At 71.1% G+C, this 18,058-nt stretch carries 17 protein-coding genes; 15 read left to right on the forward strand and 2 right to left on the reverse strand.

All coding sequences use genetic code 11. The annotated features are described in order from the left end of the window. The first annotated feature begins 4 nt into the window (after positions 1 to 4). The 14 genes from RMN57_RS07005 to RMN57_RS07070 all read left to right on the forward strand — a co-directional run bounded on the left by RMN57_RS07005 (position 5) and on the right by RMN57_RS07070 (position 13,248). A complete protein-coding gene (locus RMN57_RS07005) occupies positions 5 to 964 on the forward strand; it encodes a carbon-nitrogen hydrolase family protein (RefSeq protein ID WP_313762504.1) in 960 nt (319 codons plus the stop codon). 21 nt (positions 965 to 985) lie between these two features. After that, entirely contained in the window at positions 986 to 1,915 is a 930-nt protein-coding gene (locus RMN57_RS07010; protein ID WP_313762505.1) for a carbon-nitrogen hydrolase family protein, read from the forward strand. A 6-nt stretch (positions 1,916 to 1,921) separates the two neighbouring features. Next, complete coding sequence (locus RMN57_RS07015) at positions 1,922 to 2,545, forward strand: hypothetical protein (protein WP_313762506.1); 624 nt, start codon at positions 1,922 to 1,924, stop codon at positions 2,543 to 2,545. After that, positions 2,542 to 2,781 (forward strand): ferredoxin, encoded by a 240-nt coding sequence (locus RMN57_RS07020; protein WP_313762507.1) that lies wholly within the window; start codon positions 2,542 to 2,544, stop codon positions 2,779 to 2,781. Before RMN57_RS07015 ends, RMN57_RS07020 begins: the two co-directional genes overlap by 4 nt. Beyond that, a complete protein-coding gene (locus tag RMN57_RS07025) occupies positions 2,778 to 3,413 on the forward strand; it encodes an NAD(P)H-dependent oxidoreductase (protein WP_313762508.1) in 636 nt (211 codons plus the stop codon). The genes RMN57_RS07020 and RMN57_RS07025 overlap by 4 nt, the downstream gene beginning before the upstream one ends. A gap of 99 nt (positions 3,414 to 3,512) precedes the next feature. Further along, on the forward strand, positions 3,513 to 4,091 hold the full coding sequence (locus RMN57_RS07030) for a hypothetical protein (RefSeq protein ID WP_313762509.1): 579 nt from the start codon (positions 3,513 to 3,515) through the stop codon (positions 4,089 to 4,091). After that, on the forward strand, positions 4,088 to 4,687 hold the full coding sequence (locus RMN57_RS07035; RefSeq protein WP_313762510.1) for a class I SAM-dependent methyltransferase: 600 nt from the start codon (positions 4,088 to 4,090) through the stop codon (positions 4,685 to 4,687). Before RMN57_RS07030 ends, RMN57_RS07035 begins: the two co-directional genes overlap by 4 nt. Positions 4,688 to 4,835: 148 nt before the next feature. Then, complete coding sequence (locus tag RMN57_RS07040) at positions 4,836 to 6,545, forward strand: MFS transporter (protein WP_313762511.1); 1,710 nt, start codon at positions 4,836 to 4,838, stop codon at positions 6,543 to 6,545. Between the two features lie 82 nt (positions 6,546 to 6,627). Then, positions 6,628 to 7,329 carry a hypothetical protein gene (locus RMN57_RS07045; protein ID WP_313762512.1) on the forward strand — a complete coding sequence of 234 codons (702 nt, stop codon included), beginning with the start codon at positions 6,628 to 6,630 and terminating at the stop codon, positions 7,327 to 7,329. A 137-nt stretch (positions 7,330 to 7,466) separates the two neighbouring features. Continuing rightward, the gene (locus RMN57_RS07050; RefSeq protein ID WP_313762513.1) at positions 7,467 to 8,255 is read left to right on the forward strand and encodes a DNA alkylation repair protein; all 789 of its coding nucleotides are present in this window, start codon (positions 7,467 to 7,469) and stop codon (positions 8,253 to 8,255) included. A 61-nt stretch (positions 8,256 to 8,316) separates the two neighbouring features. Further along, positions 8,317 to 10,434, forward strand: a complete 2,118-nt coding sequence (locus tag RMN57_RS07055; RefSeq protein WP_313762514.1) for a molybdopterin-dependent oxidoreductase — start codon at positions 8,317 to 8,319, stop codon at positions 10,432 to 10,434. Between the two features lie 127 nt (positions 10,435 to 10,561). After that, positions 10,562 to 11,128, forward strand: coding sequence for a TetR/AcrR family transcriptional regulator (locus RMN57_RS07060; RefSeq protein ID WP_313762515.1), 567 nt, complete (start codon positions 10,562 to 10,564; stop codon positions 11,126 to 11,128). Between the two features lie 243 nt (positions 11,129 to 11,371). Then, on the forward strand, positions 11,372 to 11,815 hold the full coding sequence (locus RMN57_RS07065; RefSeq protein ID WP_313762516.1) for an SRPBCC family protein: 444 nt from the start codon (positions 11,372 to 11,374) through the stop codon (positions 11,813 to 11,815). Positions 11,816 to 11,886: 71 nt separating this feature from the next. Then, a complete protein-coding gene (locus RMN57_RS07070; RefSeq protein WP_313762517.1) occupies positions 11,887 to 13,248 on the forward strand; it encodes a carotenoid oxygenase family protein in 1,362 nt (453 codons plus the stop codon). A 144-nt stretch (positions 13,249 to 13,392) separates the two neighbouring features. Here RMN57_RS07070 and RMN57_RS07075 read toward each other — a convergent pair whose 3' ends face one another. Then, the gene (locus RMN57_RS07075) at positions 13,393 to 15,984 is read right to left on the reverse strand and encodes a glycosyl hydrolase family 28-related protein (protein WP_313762518.1); all 2,592 of its coding nucleotides are present in this window, start codon (positions 15,982 to 15,984) and stop codon (positions 13,393 to 13,395) included. Positions 15,985 to 16,323: 339 nt separating this feature from the next. Beyond that, the gene (locus RMN57_RS07080) at positions 16,324 to 16,944 is read right to left on the reverse strand and encodes a TetR family transcriptional regulator (protein WP_313767736.1); all 621 of its coding nucleotides are present in this window, start codon (positions 16,942 to 16,944) and stop codon (positions 16,324 to 16,326) included. Between the two features lie 113 nt (positions 16,945 to 17,057). On the opposite strand from RMN57_RS07080, the gene RMN57_RS07085 reads away from it, so the two are divergent. After that, complete coding sequence (locus RMN57_RS07085; protein ID WP_313762519.1) at positions 17,058 to 18,047, forward strand: oxidoreductase; 990 nt, start codon at positions 17,058 to 17,060, stop codon at positions 18,045 to 18,047. The last annotated feature ends 11 nt before the right edge of the window (positions 18,048 to 18,058 follow it).

The raw sequence follows: 18,058 nt of genomic DNA on the forward strand, positions 1-18,058 counted from the left end.
GACCATGCCCACCGCAGACCTTCGCCGGTACCGGGTCGGCGTCGTCCAGCTGTCCGTCGCCACCAACCGCCGGGCGGAGAACCTGGAGCGGGCCGAGAAGCTGGTGCGCGCCGCGGCCGACGACGACTGCCGGCTCGTCGTCCTGCCCGAGGTGTTCGCCACCGCGCTGAACCTGCCGAAGAGCCACGAGATCGCCGAGCCGGTGCCCGGCCCGCTCACCGAGTGGCTGGCCGGCCTGGCCCGCGAACTCGGCATCTGGATCGCCGCCGGCGTGCTGGAGCGCTCCGGCGAGCACGTGCACAGCACCGCCGTGCTGCTCGACGACACCGGGGAGCTGGCCGGCACCGCGCGGCGCACCATGGTGTACGACCTGGAGGCGCACTTCATCACCGGCGTCACCGGCGCCCGCGTCTTCGACACCCCGCTCGGCCGGATCGGCTTCGCGCTCGGCTACGACGTGCAGTTCCCCGAGGTGCTGCGCGGCCTGTTCGCGGCCTCGGCGGAGATCATCGTCGCGCCCTCGGTGCTGCTGCGGCCGTTCGCCGAACCGGTGCGGCAGATGCTGCTCGCCCGGGCCGCGGAGAACTGCGCGTACGTGCTGTTCGCCAGCGCCACCGGCGAGAACACCCTGGCCGGCCTCACCTACATGGGCCGCAGCGCGATCCTGCGCAGCCCGCTGGCGATCGGCGCCTACTCGCGGGACTTCCGCAAGCAGCAGCCGGTGCTCGCCGAGGCGGACCGCGAGGAGGTGCTGCTCAGCGCCGACCTGGACCTGCACGAGCTGCGCCGGATGCGCGAGGCCGCGCCGTTCGCCGCCGACTTCCGCCGCTCGCCGCTGGGCCTGGCGCTGACCACCGCCACCCACCCGGACGGGCCGCTGCCCGACTGGGCCGCGGCGGCCGGGCGGGACCCGGAGGACGCGTCGGCCCCGGAGAGCACCCCGGACACCCCGGACACCCCGTAAGCCCCGGATGGAGCCTGACCGATGACCGACCGCACGCTCGCCACCAGCCGGCCCCGGGTCGCGCTGATCCAGACCCTCTGGGACCACGACCCCGAGGTCAACCTGGCCCGCACGCTCGCCCTGCTGGACACCGTCCAGGACGTCGAGCTGATCATCCTGCCGGAGTTCTTCCTCGGCCCGCCGTTCTACTTCCCCGGCCGCGCCCACCTGAAGGGCGTCATCGACCAGCCGGTGCCGGGCCCGGTCTTCGACCGGCTCGGCGAGGTGGCCCGGGCCAAGGGCTGCTACCTGCTCTGCGGCACGGTCGTCGAGCGGGAGGGCGACCGCTACTACAACACCTCGGTGCTGCTGGACGACCAGGGCCGGATCGCCGCCAAGGCCCGCAAGACCCACCGCTTCGCCGCCGAGATGGTCACCGTCTCGCCCAGCGACGAACTCGTCATCGTGGACACGCCGTTCGGTCGGCTGGGAATCTGCGTCTGCTCCGACTTCTGGATCCCCGAGGTGCCGCGGACGCTCGCCATGCGCGGCGCCGAGATCATCGCGGTGCCCGGCGCGGCGCTGCGCGGCAACATCCAGATCACCCGGCCGTGCATCCAGGCCAACTCCTCCTTCAACGTCTGCTACACCCTGCTGGCCAGCGCCGTCGGCGAGGTCACCGGCGAACGGGCCGGCCGGCAGGTGTCCATCTCGGTGGCCGGCCACAGCACAGTCGCGGCCCCCGAGCAGCTGGTCGGCACGCTGGACGAGGAGGAGGGCGTGCTGATCGCCGAGCTCGACCTCGACCGGGTGCGCGAACTGCGCGAGGTCGACCTCTCGTTCCGCAAGAGCCTCTACTTCTGCCTGCACGGCCGGCGCCCCGAGCTCTACCAGGACCTGCTGAAGCCCTACGCCGGCCACCAGGACCTGGAGACCCTGATCACGGACTACCTGACCGCCCGACGGAGCTGATTCGCCATGGCACCCAGCCTGTTGTACCCCGCCGCCGAGTACCTGCCGACCGGGGCCGACCGCGAGCCCGCGCTCAAGGAGGTCCTCGACTGGGCCGACCGGGCGGCCGCGACCACCACCGACGACGCGCTGCTCTCCTTCTTCGGCCAGCCGCTGGACGCCCGCACCCTGCGGCTGACCGGTCTGCACCACGTGGCCGTCTACCTGGGCGACTACCGGCGCGAGGAGGACTTCGAGGCCTGGCTGGAGACCGTCCGGGAGCACCCGGGCCTCAGCCGCGTCTCCTCCGGTCCCTCGCACATCGCCCCGCGGGTGCACGGCACCCCCGGCCACTGGATCAACCTGACCACCGAGCGCGGCACCGAGGTGGAGTTCTTCACCTGCCGCGCCTACGGCGAGTGGGCCGGCCTGCCGGCCGACCGCAAGAGCTCGCTGATGTCGCACCTCGGGCTGAGCGTCGACACCGCCGACCAGGTCCGCCGGGTGCTCGACTACCTGGCCGGCTTCGACAGCGTCGAACTGCTGGCGTACGCGCCGGAGGACGAGCTCGGCCACACCTACGGCCACCTGCTGCGCACCGACACCGAGCGGGTCCTGGAGCTGGTCCACGCGGGTCGGAGCCACGCATGAGTGGCTACCCGGTGCCGGCCAGGCTGCCGGACAACGTGCCCGGGCGGTTCTTCGTCAACGCCGAGTGCACCGACTGCGACACCTGCCGGTGCATCGCCCCCGACTCCTTCGTCCGCAACGACCAGGCCGGCTACACCTACGTGGCCCGCCAGCCGGTCGACGAGGACGAGGAGGAGCTGGTGTACGAGGCGATGGACTGCTGCCCGGCGGACGCCATCTGCGAGGAGGACGCGTGAGCGCCGCCGCGCCGCCCCGGATCCTCGGCCTGGGCGGCTCCATGCGTCCCGGCTCGACCAGCCAGCTGCTGCTGCGCCGCGCCGTCTCCCTGCTGGAGGCGGACGGCTGCCGGACGTCCCTGCTGGACCTGCGCGAGCTGGACCTGCCGTTCTGCAACGGCGACAAGCAGGACCCGTGGCCGAGCCGCCCGGACGTCAAGCTGCTGCGGGAGGAGTTCCGCGCCGCCGACGGCGTCATCCTGGCCGGCCCGGAGTACCACGGGACCATCGGCGGGGCCCTGAAGAACGCGCTCGACCTGCTGGACTTCGAGCACGTCGAGGGGAAGGTCTTCGGCGCCATCTGCGCGCTCGGCGGCCGCAGCAACTCCAACGCCCTCAACCACCTGCGCCTGGTGGCCCGCTGGTACCGGGCCTGGATGGTGCCCGAGCAGGTGGCCGTCCCGCAGGCCCGGAGCGCCCTGCCGGGCGGCGAGCCGGCCGATCCCGAGCTCGGGGCCCGGGTGGACGAGCTCGCCCGGAGCGTGGCCAGGGCGGCGGCGCTGCTGCGGCCGCGCACCGACGGCCCGGGAGCGGAGCCGCTCGGTCCGGAATCCGCCCTGAACGTGTCCAGGACAGTCAAACGCGAACACTGACCCGTTGGTAGCGTCACCCCTGTGAATAGGCCGCAGACATTGGGCGGGCAATTCCAGGGGACCGGCGAATGGTTCCCGGTGCTCCCCCGACCACTTCTCGTGATCAGCCTCAGGCATCCGGCGAACGGAACTCCGCGGGAGGCGACCTGGCTTCGCCTCACCGCATTCCTGTTCAATCGCGGGATTTCCGACGACCGCACCGTCGGCATCGAAATCCTGTACGACGACCCGGAGTCCACGGCGCCCGACCGCCGGCGTTTCGACGCCTGCCTGTCGGTGCCCCGGGACCGGGTCGCCGGGCTGTCCCTGCTCGATCCGCGCCGGGACAGCCTGGGTATCCGCGTGCTGCCCGTCCTGAGCGAGCGGCTGATGCTCTGGCAGGGCGGTTCGGCCCAGGCCGAACCGCCCGTCCGCCACCGCCACGTCACCCCGGCCGCCGGCCTCGCGCTGCGCGCCAACTGGCCGCGCTACGAGGTCTACCGGGGCTCGCCGGTGCTGACGCCCGGGCGCCCCGAGGTGGTCGGCTGGTACGCCACCGCGACCCCCTCGGCCACCGCCCTCGGCGGCGCGGTGGGCGGCCCGGGCGGCGGCCACCTCCCCCCGCGCACGCCGGCCGGCGTGCCCCGCCGACCGCACGGTGCGGTCCGGCGCGCCTCCGGAAGGGGTCTACGACCATGACCACCACGACCACCCTGGACTGGGACCGGGCCTACAAGGTCGGGGACCACCACCAGTACTGGGAGCTCAGCGCCCCCTCCCCCGACCTGGTCGGATTCCTCGCCGCCACCCCGCCCGCCCCCGGCGCCCGCGCCCTCGACCTCGGCTGCGGCACCGGCTGGGACACCGTCGCACTGGCCCGCGCCGGCTACCGCACCACCGGTGTGGACATCAGCGCCGAGGCGGTCGCGCTGGCCGGCGAGCGGGTCGCCGGGCTCGGTCTTGAGGTCGAGCTGCGGGTCGGCGACGTCCGCGAACTCGACCTTCCCGACGAGGAGTTCGACCTGCTGGTGGACCGCGGCTGCTTCCACCACCTGGGCCCGGAGGACCGCGACCGCTACGCGGCCGAGGTGGCCCGGCTGCTGCACCCGGGCGGCCTGCTCTACCTGCGCGGCAGCCGCCAGGAGATGTTCCCGTTCAAGCCGGTGGACGCGCCCTCGATCGAGCGCCACTTCCCGGCCGACCGGTTCAGCAGCGGCCCGCTGCTGCCCTTCCAGCTCCACACCGACGTCCTCAAGGTCGACGCCAACGCGGTGCTCCTGCGGCGCGCCGACTGACCCCGTCCCCTCCATTCGCGGCCTCACCGCCGCGACCGCTCCGCGCCGGCCCTGCCGAGCCGGCGGACATTCCGCGCTTCCCCATTCCCGAAGCCCGGTGCCCGCATTCCGGCCCTCGGCTTCCGGCGCTCCAAGAAATGAGCCACCTATGCCCGACCGGCAGACCGGGGACAAAAGTCCCTGGCTGATTCTCGGCGTGCTCAGCATGGGCTTCTTCATGACGCTGCTCGATATGACGATCGTCAATATCGCGCTGCCCCATGTGATGTCCGGCCTGCACGCGTCCCTCGACGAGGGCCTGTGGGTCTTCAGCGCCTACATCCTCGGCTACGCCACCCTGCTCGTCGTCGCCGGCCGCCTCGGCGACCTCTTCGGGCCGCGCCGGGTCTACCTCTACGGCCTCGCGCTGTTCGTGGCCGCCTCCTGCCTGTGCGGCGTGGCGCCCAACGCCGGCGTCCTGATCGGCGCCCGCTTCGCCCAGGGCGTCGGCGGCGCGATGCTCGCCCCGCAGATCCTCCCGATCGTCACCATGGTCTTCCCGCCGTCCAAGTGGGGTGCGGCCTTCGGCTTCACCGGCGCGCTCTCCGGGCTCGCGGTGCTGACCGGTCCGACGCTGGGCGGGGTGATCGTCAGCTACCTGGACTGGCGCTGGATCTTCTACCTCAACCTGCCGATCGGCCTCGCCACCGCCTACCTGGTACTGAAGCACGTCCACGACTACCGGCCGGGCAAACGGCAACCGCTCGCCCTGGTGCCGACCGCCCTGCTCATCCTCGGCCTCAGCGCGCTGGCCTTCGGCCTGATCGAGGGCGAGCGGCTGGACTGGGACGCCACCGCCTGGGCGTCGATCGCCGCCGGCCTGCTGATCCTGGTCTACTTCGGCTTCGACCAGCGGCGGCACCAGCGCTCCGGCCCGCTGCTCCCCTTCGACCTGCTGAAGCTGCGCAACTTCGCCTCGGCCAACATCGTCGCCGCCGTCATGGGCTTCTCGATGCTCGGCGCCTTCCTGCCGATCTCGCTCTACCTGCAGACCGTGCTCGGGATGACCCCGCTGCGGGCCGGCTTCACCATCGCGGTGATGCCGCTGACCTCGGCGCTGGTCGCCGGCATCGGTGGCAAGCTCTCCGACCGCGGCTCGGGCAAGGCGGTCATCCTCACCGGGCTGGCCTGCTTCACCGCCGGCCTCGGCTCGTTCATCCTGGTCACCGGAACGGACACCGGCACCCTCGACCTGGTCGGCCCGTTCCTGCTGGCCGGCCTCGGCATGGGCCTGGTCTTCTCCCCGCTGTTCAGCGTCGGGATGCGGCAGGTCCCGCCGCCGCAGGCCGGCGTGGCGTCCGGGCTGGTCAACACCTCGCAGGAGGTCGGCGGGCTGCTGGCCAGCGCGGCGATCGGCGCCGTCCTGTCGCTGCGGCTCTCCAGCGGGCTGCGCAGCTGGGTGAACGAGCAGGCCGAGGCGCTGCCCGCGGAGGCGCGGGAGGGCTTCAAGCAGGCCTTCGCGCCGCTCACCGACGGTGCCGTGAAGATCGGCAGCGGCGGCCCGCCGCCCGCCGTGGCCGGCGCCGACCCGGCGCAGGCCGCCAAGGTGCAGGACGCCTTCGCGGACGCCTTCACCAGTGCCATGCACAGCGGGCTCCTGCTGCCGGTGGGTCTGCTGGCCCTCGGCTGGGTGACCGCCCTGCTGCTGATCCGCGACACGCCCGCCCCGTCCTTCGGCCCGCCGAAGCCTCCCCCCGCCCGGACCACGGGCAGCGCCCCGGCGGCCAAGAAGGCGGCACCCGCCAAGCAGCCCGAGAGCGCCGGGAAGGCCGAGACGGCCGGACCGACCGGGCAGGCCCAGCAGCCCGGAACGGCCTGACCCGGCCGCCCGACCGGCGGCACCGCGCCGCCCCCGGAACCAATCTCCGCACCTGTAGTCACCAGAACCAAGGAGTCATCCGATGTCCCAGTCCCCCGTGGTGCTGTCCACCCACATGATGGCGACGTACATGGTCAAGCCCGGCTGTGCCGAGCAGGCCCGTGACATCATCGCCAAGCACTGGCCCACCCTGAAGGCCCACGGGCTGGTCACCGACGAGCCCGCGACCGTGTACCACAGCGAGAGCGAGCACGGCCCGGTGTTCTTCGAGATCGTCACCTGGGTGGACGAGAACGCGGTCAGCCGCGCCTTCAACACACCCGAGGTGAACGCGATCTGGCAGGAGATGGCCGCCATCACCGAGGCCCGCGAGGGCCGGCCGCCGGTCGACTACCCGATCGTCCACCGGATGGGCTACCACCAGGACGAGCCCGACCTCCCGGAGGAGGACGCCTACACCGGGCTCGCCCACTACCTGGTCCGCCCGGACAAGGTCGCCGAGTTCCACGAGCTGATGGCCCGCGACTGGCCGACCCTGCGGGACGAGAAGCTCACCACCGGCGACCGGGCGGTCGTCTACTTCGGCGAGGACGCCACCGGCCCGTTCTTCCTGGAGGTCGTCCGCTGGTACGACCAGCAGGGCCCCAGCATCGCCTACCGCAACGACAAGGTCAGCGCGATCTGGCAGGACGTCTTCCGCTACACCGAGGGCCGCAGCGGCCGCCCGGCCTCCGAGTACCTGTGGGCGGGCGAGCTCAAGTTCCCCTACCACGACGCCAGCTGACGCAGTCGGCGAGCAGGACTGACGCCTGCGTCCGAACTGAATTGACGTAACGTCAGAGAACCAGAACCACCCGCGTCCGGACGGGTCGGGCCCCAGCGCCCGGCCCGTCCGGCCCCGTCCGACCCGGAGTACCATCGGTGACCCGCAAGCCCCCGCAGTCCCTCGACGCCCCGCCCGCCCCCGTGCTCGCCGACCGGCTCCGGTCCGAGCTGGAGGACAGTGCCGTTCCCGGCCGCGCCGAAGGCGAGAAGGCCTATCTGAAGAGCGAGTTGGAGCACCTCGGGGTGCCCCTGCCCGCCATGCGCACCCTGGTGCGCAACTTCGTCCGCCGCCACCCCGGCCTCGACCGCGAGACCCTGCTGGAACTCACCGAGGAGCTCTGGGCCCCGCCCGTCCACGAGTCCCGCTCCTGCGCCGCCCTCCTCCTGGAGAACCGCGCCGACCTGCTCGTCCGCGAGGACGTCGCCTACCTGGAGCAGCTGCTGCGCGAGTGCGGGACGTGGGCGCACGTCGACCTGATCGCCCCGAAGGGCGCCGGCGCCCTGCTGCTGCGACTGCCCGAGACCGGCGAGGACTTCCTGCGCTGGAGCCGGGACGACCACCAGTGGGTGCGGCGCGGCGGCATCCTCTCCTACCTGCTCGCCCTGCGCGACCGGGGCGAGTTCCCGCACTACTTCCAGGACTTCGGCGAACTCGCCGACCCGTTGCTGACCGACACCCGGTTCTTCGTGCGCAAGGCGCTCGGCTGGGCGCTGCGCGAGGGCGCCAAGCACCACCCGGAGGAGGTCGCCGGCTGGCTGCGCGAACGGCTGCCGCGGGTCTCCGGGCTCACCCTGCGCGAGGCGATCCGGCCGATCGACGACGAGACCTGTCGCGCGCTGCTGGCGGACCACGCCGTGTACACCGGGCGGCGCCCGCGCGCCTGACGTCCCCCGACCGCCCCCGGCCCCGCCCCACCTCGACCCGCCCCCGACCACGGAGGACCGCATGACCACGCAGAGTCCCGCCGACCGGCACCGCCGGCCGCTCCCGGTCGTCCAGGTGCTCGCCGAGGACGGCCGGCACCGGACGATCTGCCGGATGTGCCACGGCGGCTGCGGCGCCATCGTGACCGTCGACGGGGGCGACCTCACGGCGATCGAGGGCGACCCGGAGAACCCGAACAACCACGGGTTCCTCTGCGCCAAGGGGCGGGCCTCGCTGGAACACCTCAAGCACCCCGACCGGCTGGCCACGCCGCTGCTGCGCACCGGACCGCGCGGCAGCGGCGAGTTCCGCGAGATCGGCTGGGACGAGGCGCTGGACCGGATCGCCGCCGCCCTCGACCGGGCCCGGACCGAGCACGGTCCCGAGTCGGTGGTGCTGGCCCAGGGCACCGACCGCAACTACCAGGAGTGGGTCTTCCGGTTCGCCAACAGCTTCGGCACGCCCAACGTGCTCGGGCCGGCTCACGTCTGCTTCTACCCGCGGGTGATGGCCGGCATCCTCACCGCGGGCGGCTTCACCTTCTGCGACTACGAGGGCCGGCCCGACCTGGTGCTGGTCTGGGGCTCCAACAAGGCGCTCACCCACGGCGACGGCGTGATCGGCACCCGGCTGCTCGCCTCCGTCCGGGACGGCACCCGGATGATCGTGATCGACCCGCGGCGCACCCAACTGGCCTCGCGCGCCGAGAAGTTCCTCCAGGTCCGGCCCGGCGGGGACGCCGCCCTGGCACTCGCGATGATCCACACCGTGATCGAGGCCGACGCCTACGACCACGAGTTCGTCGAGAAGTACACCGTCGGCTTCGAGGACCTCGCCGCCCATGTGGCCGACTACACCCCCGAGGCGGTCGCCGAGCGGACCGGCATACCCGCCGAGGAGATCCGGGCGACCGCCCTCGCGTACGCAGCCGCGCCGAGCGCCGCCATCGAGCTGGGCACCGGACCGCAGCAGCACCGCGACTCCTTCCACACCTGCCGGGCCGTCCTGCTGCTCTCGGCGATCTGCGGCAACCTCGACCGGCCCGGCGGCGACGTCCTCTGGGACCCGCCGGGCATCGACGGCCGGCGCTCCTTCCCGCGCGCCGAGCTGCTGCCGCCGGAGCAGGCCGCCAAGCGGCTCGGCGGCGACCGGCACCGCATCCTCGCCATGTCGGGCTGGGCCCACCCCGGCTCGGTCTGGGACGCCGTGCTCGACCCGGCCGCCCCGCACCGCGTCACCACGATGCTGGTGCACGGCAGCAACCTGCTGCTCAACTACGCCGACTCCGACCGCATCCGGAAGGCGCTGGAGCGGCTGGACTTCCTCGCCGCGGCCGACCTCCGGCTCACCCCGACCGCGGCCATGGCCGACGTGGTGCTCCCGGTCGGCGGCTGGCTGGAGCGGGACCAGATCGTCGAGCACGCCCACTACGTCGCGGCCCGGCGGGCCTTCGCCCGGGTCGGCGACAGCCGCTCGGACGAGTGGATCCTCACCGAACTCGCCCACCGGCTGGGCCTGTCCGCCGACTTCTGGCCGGACGCCCGGGACTCCCTGGACACCCGGCTGGAGCCGATCGGGATGGACTGGCGGCAGCTGGCCGAGATCCACTACCGGGCCACCCCGCTGGTCTACCACAAGTACCGCGAGCGCGGCTTCGGCACCCGCAGCGGCAAGGTCGGCCTGCGCTGCGACGCCCTCCGCGCCTTCGGCTACCCGCTGCTGCCGGTCGCCGGCCCCCCTGTCGGCAGCCCCGAGGACGGCCCCTACCTACTCACCTCCGCGCACTCCCCGTTCTACTTCAACTCCGAGTTCCGCGACCTGCCCTCGCTGCGCAGCAAGGAGCCCGAACCGCTGCTCGACATGCACCCCGAGGCCGCCGCCCGCGAGGGCCTGGCCGACGGCGACTGGGCCGAACTCGCCACCCGGACCGGGCGGATCCGGCTGCGGGTCCGGGTCACCGACAAGATCGCCCCCGACGTGGTGGTGGCGCCGGCCGCCTGGTGGTACCCCGAGCGCGGCGCCGACGGCGGCTGGCGCGAGGCCAACGTCAACCTGCTGACCAGCAACGAGGACGAGAACCCGGAGATGGGCTCGTCCACCTTCCGCGGCCTGCGCTGCACGGTGACCCGCGTTCCCTGAGCCGCCACCGGCCCGGCCCGGGCCACGCGGGCCGGGCCGGTGGCACCGCGCCGCCGGGTGATCGCCGGAAGGTCGCCGGATCTGACGGGGGGTTGACTCACGCAGGTGTGAGTGATTGAGTACTCACATGAAGAACGAACGCCCCCGCCAGTTGTCCACGGCCGAGGAGCGCCGGGAGACGGTGCTCCGCACCGCGATCGGAGCCTTCGCCTCGCGGGGGTACTTCGGCACCACGACCACCGAGGTCGGCAAGGCCGCCGGCATCTCACAGGCCTACGTCTACCGCCTCTTCCCCAACAAGGAGTCCCTGTTCGTCGCCGTCGTCGAGCACTGCTTCACCCGGGTCCGGGCCAGCCTGGAGGAGGGCGCGGCGCAGGCCGCGAGCAGCGCGCCGGAGGCCGTCCTGCACGCCATGGGGGACGCCTACGCCAAGCTCATCAGCGACAACGACCTCATGCTCGTCCAGCTGCACGCCCAGGCGGCGGCGGTCTCCGAGCCGGCGATCCGGGACGCCGTCCGGGCGGGCTACGCCCGCACGGTCGAGTACGTCCGGGGAGCCTCCGGGGGCGACGAGCGACAGATCCAGGAGTTCTTCGCCACCGGCATGCTCTGCCACCTGCTGGTGTCGATGGGCGCCGAGGAGGTCGACGCGCCCTGGACGCGCACCCTGTCGGCCGGGATCACGCACTACTGACGCACCGCACCACCGCGACACCGGGCTCCGCGCCCCCACAGCCACACCCCGCCGCGGCGGGGCGGCGGCCCGCACTCCCCCGGCGGGCCGCCGCCTCGCCCACCCTTTGGCCGCAAGAGTGAGTGGTCGACCACACACGCAGTCCCGAGCGGTCACACCCCGCACGGAAACCGGCACGAACAGCGCTTCACGGCCCGGCGCCGCACTCGCCGGGCCGCCCATTCCACCGAAGGAGAGCCCGCCATGACCGTCCACACCATCGACGAGACCGCCCCCGCCATCGTCCGCCTGACCACCACGATCCACGCACCGCTCGCCGTCGTCTGGTCCCTGCACACCGACATCGACTCCTGGGCCGCCTGGCTCCCGGACGTCGACCGGGCCCGCCTGGACGGCCCGCTCGCCCCCGGCGCCTCCTTCCGGTGGCTGACCCATGGCCTGGACATCACCTCCACCGTCCTGGAGCTCGTCCCCGGCCGACGGATCGTCTGGGGCGGCCCGGCCAACGGCATCGACGGCGTCCACGTCTGGACCTTCGAGGAGGCGGACGGCGCGGTGACCGTCCACACCGAGGAGTCCTGGGCCGGCGCGCCGGTCGAGGCGCAGCCGGCCGAGCTGGAGGCCGCGCTGCGGGCGTCCCTGGAGGCCTGGCTCGGCCACCTCAAGGCCGAGGCCGAGCGCCGCTGACCCGCCGCGGGCATCCCCTGCGCACCACCGCCCCGAGACCGCCGCCCGAACCCACCACCGAGGACCGCGCCATGACCGCCACCGCCAAGCCCTACCTGACCGGCCACTACACCCCCGTCCCCGACGAGCTCACCGCCACCGGGCTGACCGTCGAGGGCACCCTGCCGCCCGAGCTGACCGGCCGACTGGTCCGCAACAGCCACAACCCCAAGCCCGGCATCACCCCCACCCACTGGTTCAAGGGCAGCGGCATGGTGCACGGCATCCGGCTCCGCGAGGGCCGCGCCGAGTGGTACCGCAACCGCTGGGTCCACACCCCCGCCCTGGACGGCGCCCCCTACCTGACCGACCACGGCCCCGACCTGACCGCCTCCACCGCCGGTACCCACGTCATCGAGCACGGCGGCCGCCTGCTCGCCCTCTGCGAGTCCGCCCTCCCGTTCGAGCTCACCCCCGAACTGGAGACCGTCGGCGCCTTCGACTGGAACGGCCGGCTCACCTCGGCGATGACCGCCCACCCCAAGGAGGACCCGGCCACCGGCGAACTGCACTTCTTCGCCTCGTCACCGTTGCCGCCCTACCTGATCCACCACGTCTCCTCCCCCGACGGCACCGTGCTCACCAGCCAGGAGGTCCCCGGCGCGAGCGCCGCGCTGAAGCACGACTTCGCCATCACCGAGAACCACGTGGTCTTCCTGGAGGGGTCGGTCACCTTCGACCCGTCCGAGCACTCGGGCATCCCCTACGCCTGGGACGACGCGCAGGCCGCCCGGATCGGCGTCATGCCGCGCGGCGCAGACGGCGCGGCGAAGGTCCGCTGGTTCCCGCTCCCGCCCGGCTACGCCATGCACCTGGCCAACGCCTACGAGGACGGCGCCGGCCGGATCGTGGTCGAGGGGCCGAGCGTCGGGCGGGACGGCTGGCAGCGCTCCTGGAACTGGTGGGTCGGCGCGCCCGACCGCGGCGCCGAGCCCAACTCCGGTTCGCGCAGCCGCCGGTGGACGGTGGACCTGGTCGCGGGCACCGTTCGGGAGGAGCAGACCGACGACCTGACCGTCGAGTTCCCGACCATCAACGACGCCTTCACCGGCCGCGAGCACCGCTACCAGTACGCGCTCTCCTTCCCGGACGACCGCGGCGTCGGCAACCACACCCTGGTCAAGTACGACCGCCGCACCGGCGCCCGGCAGCTGCTGCCGGTCGGCACCGGGCAGCTGCCCGGCGAGGCCGTGTTCGTCCCGGCCGCGGACGCCTCCGAGGAGGACGCCGGCTACCTGCTCACCGTCGTGTCCGACCTCAACGTGAACGCCTCGAAGCTGCTGGTGCTGGACGCCTCCGACCTGTCCCTCCCGCCGGTCGCCACCGTCCACCTGCCGCGCCGCGTGCCGGCGATGATCCATGGGTCGTGGATCGCGGACGCCGACCTCGCCTGATCGTTCACCCGGCGCCGACACCCTCCCGAGCCCTTCGCCACCGAGCCCTTCGCCACCAGGCCTTTCGCCACCGAGCCCGCCTCCGGCCCCGTCGCCGAGGCGGGCCCGGCGCGTCGGCGGGGCCTCAGCCTGCCACGCCTCCGGTCATTCTCCTTCCAACAGGTGCGCCGCTCTCAGCTTGGCAAGAAGTGCGTTGAAATCATCCTTCAGCTTGGCAAAGTCCATCGCGTTCGAGTCCTTCTGATCTGGCACGCTCTGCGGAATCGCCTCAAGGCACTTTCTGTTTCCGGGAAAATCCAAGTCATGGAGCGTCTCCCACTCTAGGCAGTTGTCCTCAGTCGTACCACCAACAGTTTGGCTCCAGTGCGGCTGCTGACTTGGACCGGAGATGTTGAGGTGCGGGTCCAACGGGCCATCGGCCTTATACGCCTTCAGTCTATACAAGAAGCCATTGGCGGGCGTCGGCTTGACGGTTTGCCCTATGCTGTAGTGCTTCCCGGGAGCCCAGTCAAGACAAGAACGCGCTGAACTCCTTCCACACGCAGCCCTTACCGCCCACCCGATCGGGCCTCGGCGCGTTGAATTATCGAGGGCATTGAGGATCAGATCACCCGGGCGGTAGAAGTTGCAGCTACCCACAGCAGCATCGTAGGGAGTTCCGCCATGAACAACACCGATTCGCCGCTCGCCGTAGTCAGGCTTTCCAACCCACGCCTCCGGAAGCATCAGTGCGCCGGGGCACGGACCGTTTTCGTACGCGGTTTGATAGTACGTATGGAAAGGTGTTCCACTCAGCAGGGACGTTTCAATCCTGCCCTTGAGGAAGTCAGGAGCCTTCCGGACCTGGGTGCGGAAGAGGGAGGACCCGCTGCCGACGGGATTCAAATGACTGTCCAGCGGGACAGAATCAAAATCCCGAATGATCGTGGAATCCGAATTGTTTCCGATGGTATTGGACGTTATTACCATTGGGACATCGCCGATACCCGGCACCACTTTACCCAAGCATTCCCATATCACTTCACCATCTCTCGTCACGCCCCCTACCGTCGGGGTTGTTGTGGACCAATCATCAGGCATGCCGGTCGGGTAAAGTTCCTTATCATATCCGCGAGTACGCCCGCCGACTTTTGCTCGAAATAGGTACCCTTGTGCGGGGTAGGGTGGTTCCCCTGGAGGGGGTTCGGGCGGCGTCTTCTGCTCACCCTCGTCTATATAGATCCCACCGGTGACGATCCGATACAACTGCACTTTGGAGAAGTTGTTTGTCACTTTCAGGGCAGAGGGTCCAGGTCCTCCTCTGACGGCACCATAGCCCCAGTATGTTGAGTCCGGGGTGATATCCATGTCCCCCCCGACCACAGCGGTATACCCCCCCTTGAATACCACAGGCGCATCCCCTTCGGCGTAGCAACCGACGTACACAGACCATGCAGCATCGTGTTCGGAGCTGATGTTTCGGTGTTTGTTTGTCGAGGTGTGGCACGAAACGAAGGTGCAGCCAAGGTACGAATAGTCATGAATTCCGTCGCGCCCATTGTCCGTGGCAGAGACATTCATGACCAGCATGGCATTGGTCTCATCTTTACCCGCACTGCCGATGTCGAGCCCATGTTGCCCATGGCCATAGATAAGACAATCACGTATCTGCGTGAGGTTGGAATTAACTTGCGGCATGAAGCCAGGCGCATCGCCTGCGTATATCGTTATTCCGTTGCGCCTGAAGCCGGCAACCCGCACCTTCTCGATCCACGGGCCGTGTGCCAGAACTCGTACGCCATCCATCTGTGGAGCCTGATAAGGCTCGGCGGTATCCGGCCCTTGTAGGGGTTTCGACTCGATGGTGAACTGGCGAAGCACAGCATAGTCCGCACGACCGCGATCGGGCGGTCCAGTCCAAGAACCCGACAGAGCAATTGCGCAGTAAACGGTCTCTCCGGCGACCTGGCCGATACTTCCGCCGATACCTGGAGGGACTGGGGGGACATGTGGAGCGGGTTCCCGGGGATTGGTCCTGGTGGAGAGGTTGAAATCGCCGCTTTTAACATCTGCGAATATGCGAGAAGTACCTCTGGAGCCAAAGCCGGCTCCCTCCAGAATGCAACCGTTCGAGACGACAAGAGGCTTCGTAATCAGGTAGTCGCCCGGAGGCAGGTAGACGGCTTTGCCATCGGACAACGGGTCATTCGTCATCGTTCCGAGCCGCATTGCGCAGTCCAAGGCATCTTGGAGCGCGTCCGTGTCGTCTGCCTTTCCATCCCCTGCCGCTCCGAAGTCGAGCACGTTCAGCCGCGTGTCACGGCGGGGCCGGATTGTCACCTTGCCCGAAGCGTCACAGTCACCGATCCAGTTCGGAGCGCTGATGCAGGCGTCTTCTTTCGGAGCGTTGGCGCGCACAAGTTTCCCTGAACTGTTGACGCCAACCGCACCAGCTCTTCCGGGGCCCAGGTCGAAAGCAGCACTACCTATTCGGAGAACAACACCGCCTATTTGAACGTCGACCTTCGCCTTGGCGGCCGCCGCCTGCAGAGCAACCCCAAAGAACGGAAGGGTATGCAACGTCTGCAACGTCTCGTCGCTGGGGTTGGGGTTGTTGCTCTGCGGGACAGCAGGAGCGACGGCAGGGGTGACGGGGGTGGCCGGTGATCCGGGGGTGGCCGGTAATCTGGTGATGCGGACCGCCTGGCCGGCTTTGACGTCCTGTGCGGCTTGCATGGTGACGGTGACGGTGTCCATCGGAACTTCTCTTCCGTTGAGAGTTCGTTGGCAAACGTAGGCCCAGGGAACACGCCAGTTCCGGGAGCGACCTCAGCGGAGGCCGGGCGATGGCCCGGGCTGATCGGCGCCGGAGGTATTACTGAATCCTCTACAGCCACCTCCCCCAAGGATAGGCGCGCCAGGTCCTCCCGACGATCCGAGGCGGCCCGTGGAGGGCGCGCATTACCGCCGGGGTGCCTGGCCCGGGCACAGCAAACGACGACGCCAACGCGCCCGTACGCGACGCCCTCGTATCCATGAACTCAGGCCCCTCGTCCACGTCCCGGCTCGGCGCGTCCGGTACCCCGAGTCCGCGCGTCAGGAAGCCGGCCCGACCACCGCGTCCAGGGCCGGGGCGAGCACGGCGAAGGCCTGGTCCAGCAGGGCGGCCGGATCCTCCGCCCCGTCGCTCCCGCTCCACCGGCGCAGCACCGCGTCGAAGGCGGAGAGCGCCATCCCGGCCGCGAGCGGCGGATACATCGCGGTGGCCGGGTCGAGCCCGAGGCGGTGCGCCAGCTCGGCCGCCAGCTCGTCGCGCCACTGTGCCTGCCGCTCCAGGAAGCGGGCCAGCAGGGCGGGCGTCCCGAGGATCAACTGCACCACCCGCAGGGCGCGTTCGGAGGCCCCGCCGTGCTCGGCCCGGTCGGCGCAGGCCGCGACGGAGATCCAGACGGCGTTCCGCAGCGCGAGCGAGGGCCGTTCCCCGGCCGGCCGGGCCGCCAGCTCCGTGCGCATCACGGGGCCGAGATCGGTCAGCACCTGGACGACCACGTCCTCCTTGGAGGCGAAGTACCGGAAGAAGGTCCGCTTCGAGACGCCCGCGGCGACCGCGATCTCGTCGATCGTGACGGCGTCGAACCCCTTCTGCGCCAGCAGTTCCAGCGCCGCCGCGGCCAGCTCGTCGGCGACGAGCCTGCGCTTGCGCTCGGCCATGGTCATGGTCTGTTCGGGGCGGGAGGTCACCTGGCTCACCGCGCCATGGTAGCGCGATGCCCCGGGTGACACCTGGAGGCATGTTGACACCAAGTGCCATCGGAGTCAGCATGTGACTCATGACTGAGCCTCAGAAGTGGACCGCCGAACACGTCCCGGACCAGACCGGGCGGGTCTTCGTCGTCACCGGCGCCAACAGCGGCCTCGGCCTGGCCACCACCCGCGCGCTGGCCCGCCGCGGTGCCACGGTCGTCCTCGCGGTGCGCGACGAGGAGAAGGGCCGCCGAGCCGCCCGGGAGCTCACCGCCCGGCTACCGGCCGGCCTCCAGCCGGGCGCCCGGCTGGAGGTGCGCCGGCTCGACCTCGCCGACCTCGACTCGGTCCGCGCGTTCGCCCACGAGCTGCGCCGCGACCACCCCCGGCTGGACGTCCTGGTCAACAACGCCGGGATCATGGCCCCGCCGCACACGCTCAGCGCGCAGGGCCACGAACTCCAGTTCGCCGCCCACCACCTGGGCCACTTCGCGCTCACCGGCCTGCTGCTCGACCTGCTGGCCGCCGGGCACGATCCGCGCGTCGTCACGGTGACCTCGATCAACCACCGTCGCGGGCGGATCCGCTTCGACGACCTCGACGGCAGCCGCGGCTACCGGCCGATGGCCTTCTACAACCAGTCCAAGCTCGCCAACGCCGTCTTCGGCCGGGAGCTGCACCTGCGGCTCACCGAGGCCGGCAGCCCGGTGCGCAGCCTCCTCGCCCACCCCGGCTACAGCGCCACCAACATCGTGACCGGCGCACCCACCCCGCTCCACCGCCTGCTGTTCGGCGTCCTCGCCCGGCCGCTCGCCCAGAGTCCGGAGCGGGGCGCACTGCCGCAGCTCTACGCGGCCACCCATCCGGGCGTGCGGAGCGGCGAGTTCATCGGCCCGGACGGCCCGGGAGAGTTGCGCGGCGCCCCGACCCGGGTGGAGCTCGCGCCCGCTGCCGCCGACGTCGCGACGGGCCGCCGCCTCTGGGAGCTCTCGGAGGGCCTGACCGGGGTGCGGTACGGGCTCCCGGCGATCGGCACCGCCGGCACTGTCGGCACCGCAGGCACCGCCGGCGGCTGAGCCGCGGCGCG

Source organism: Kitasatospora sp. CM 4170 (assembly GCF_032110285.1).
Classification (GTDB): domain Bacteria; phylum Actinomycetota; class Actinomycetes; order Streptomycetales; family Streptomycetaceae; genus Kitasatospora; species Kitasatospora aburaviensis.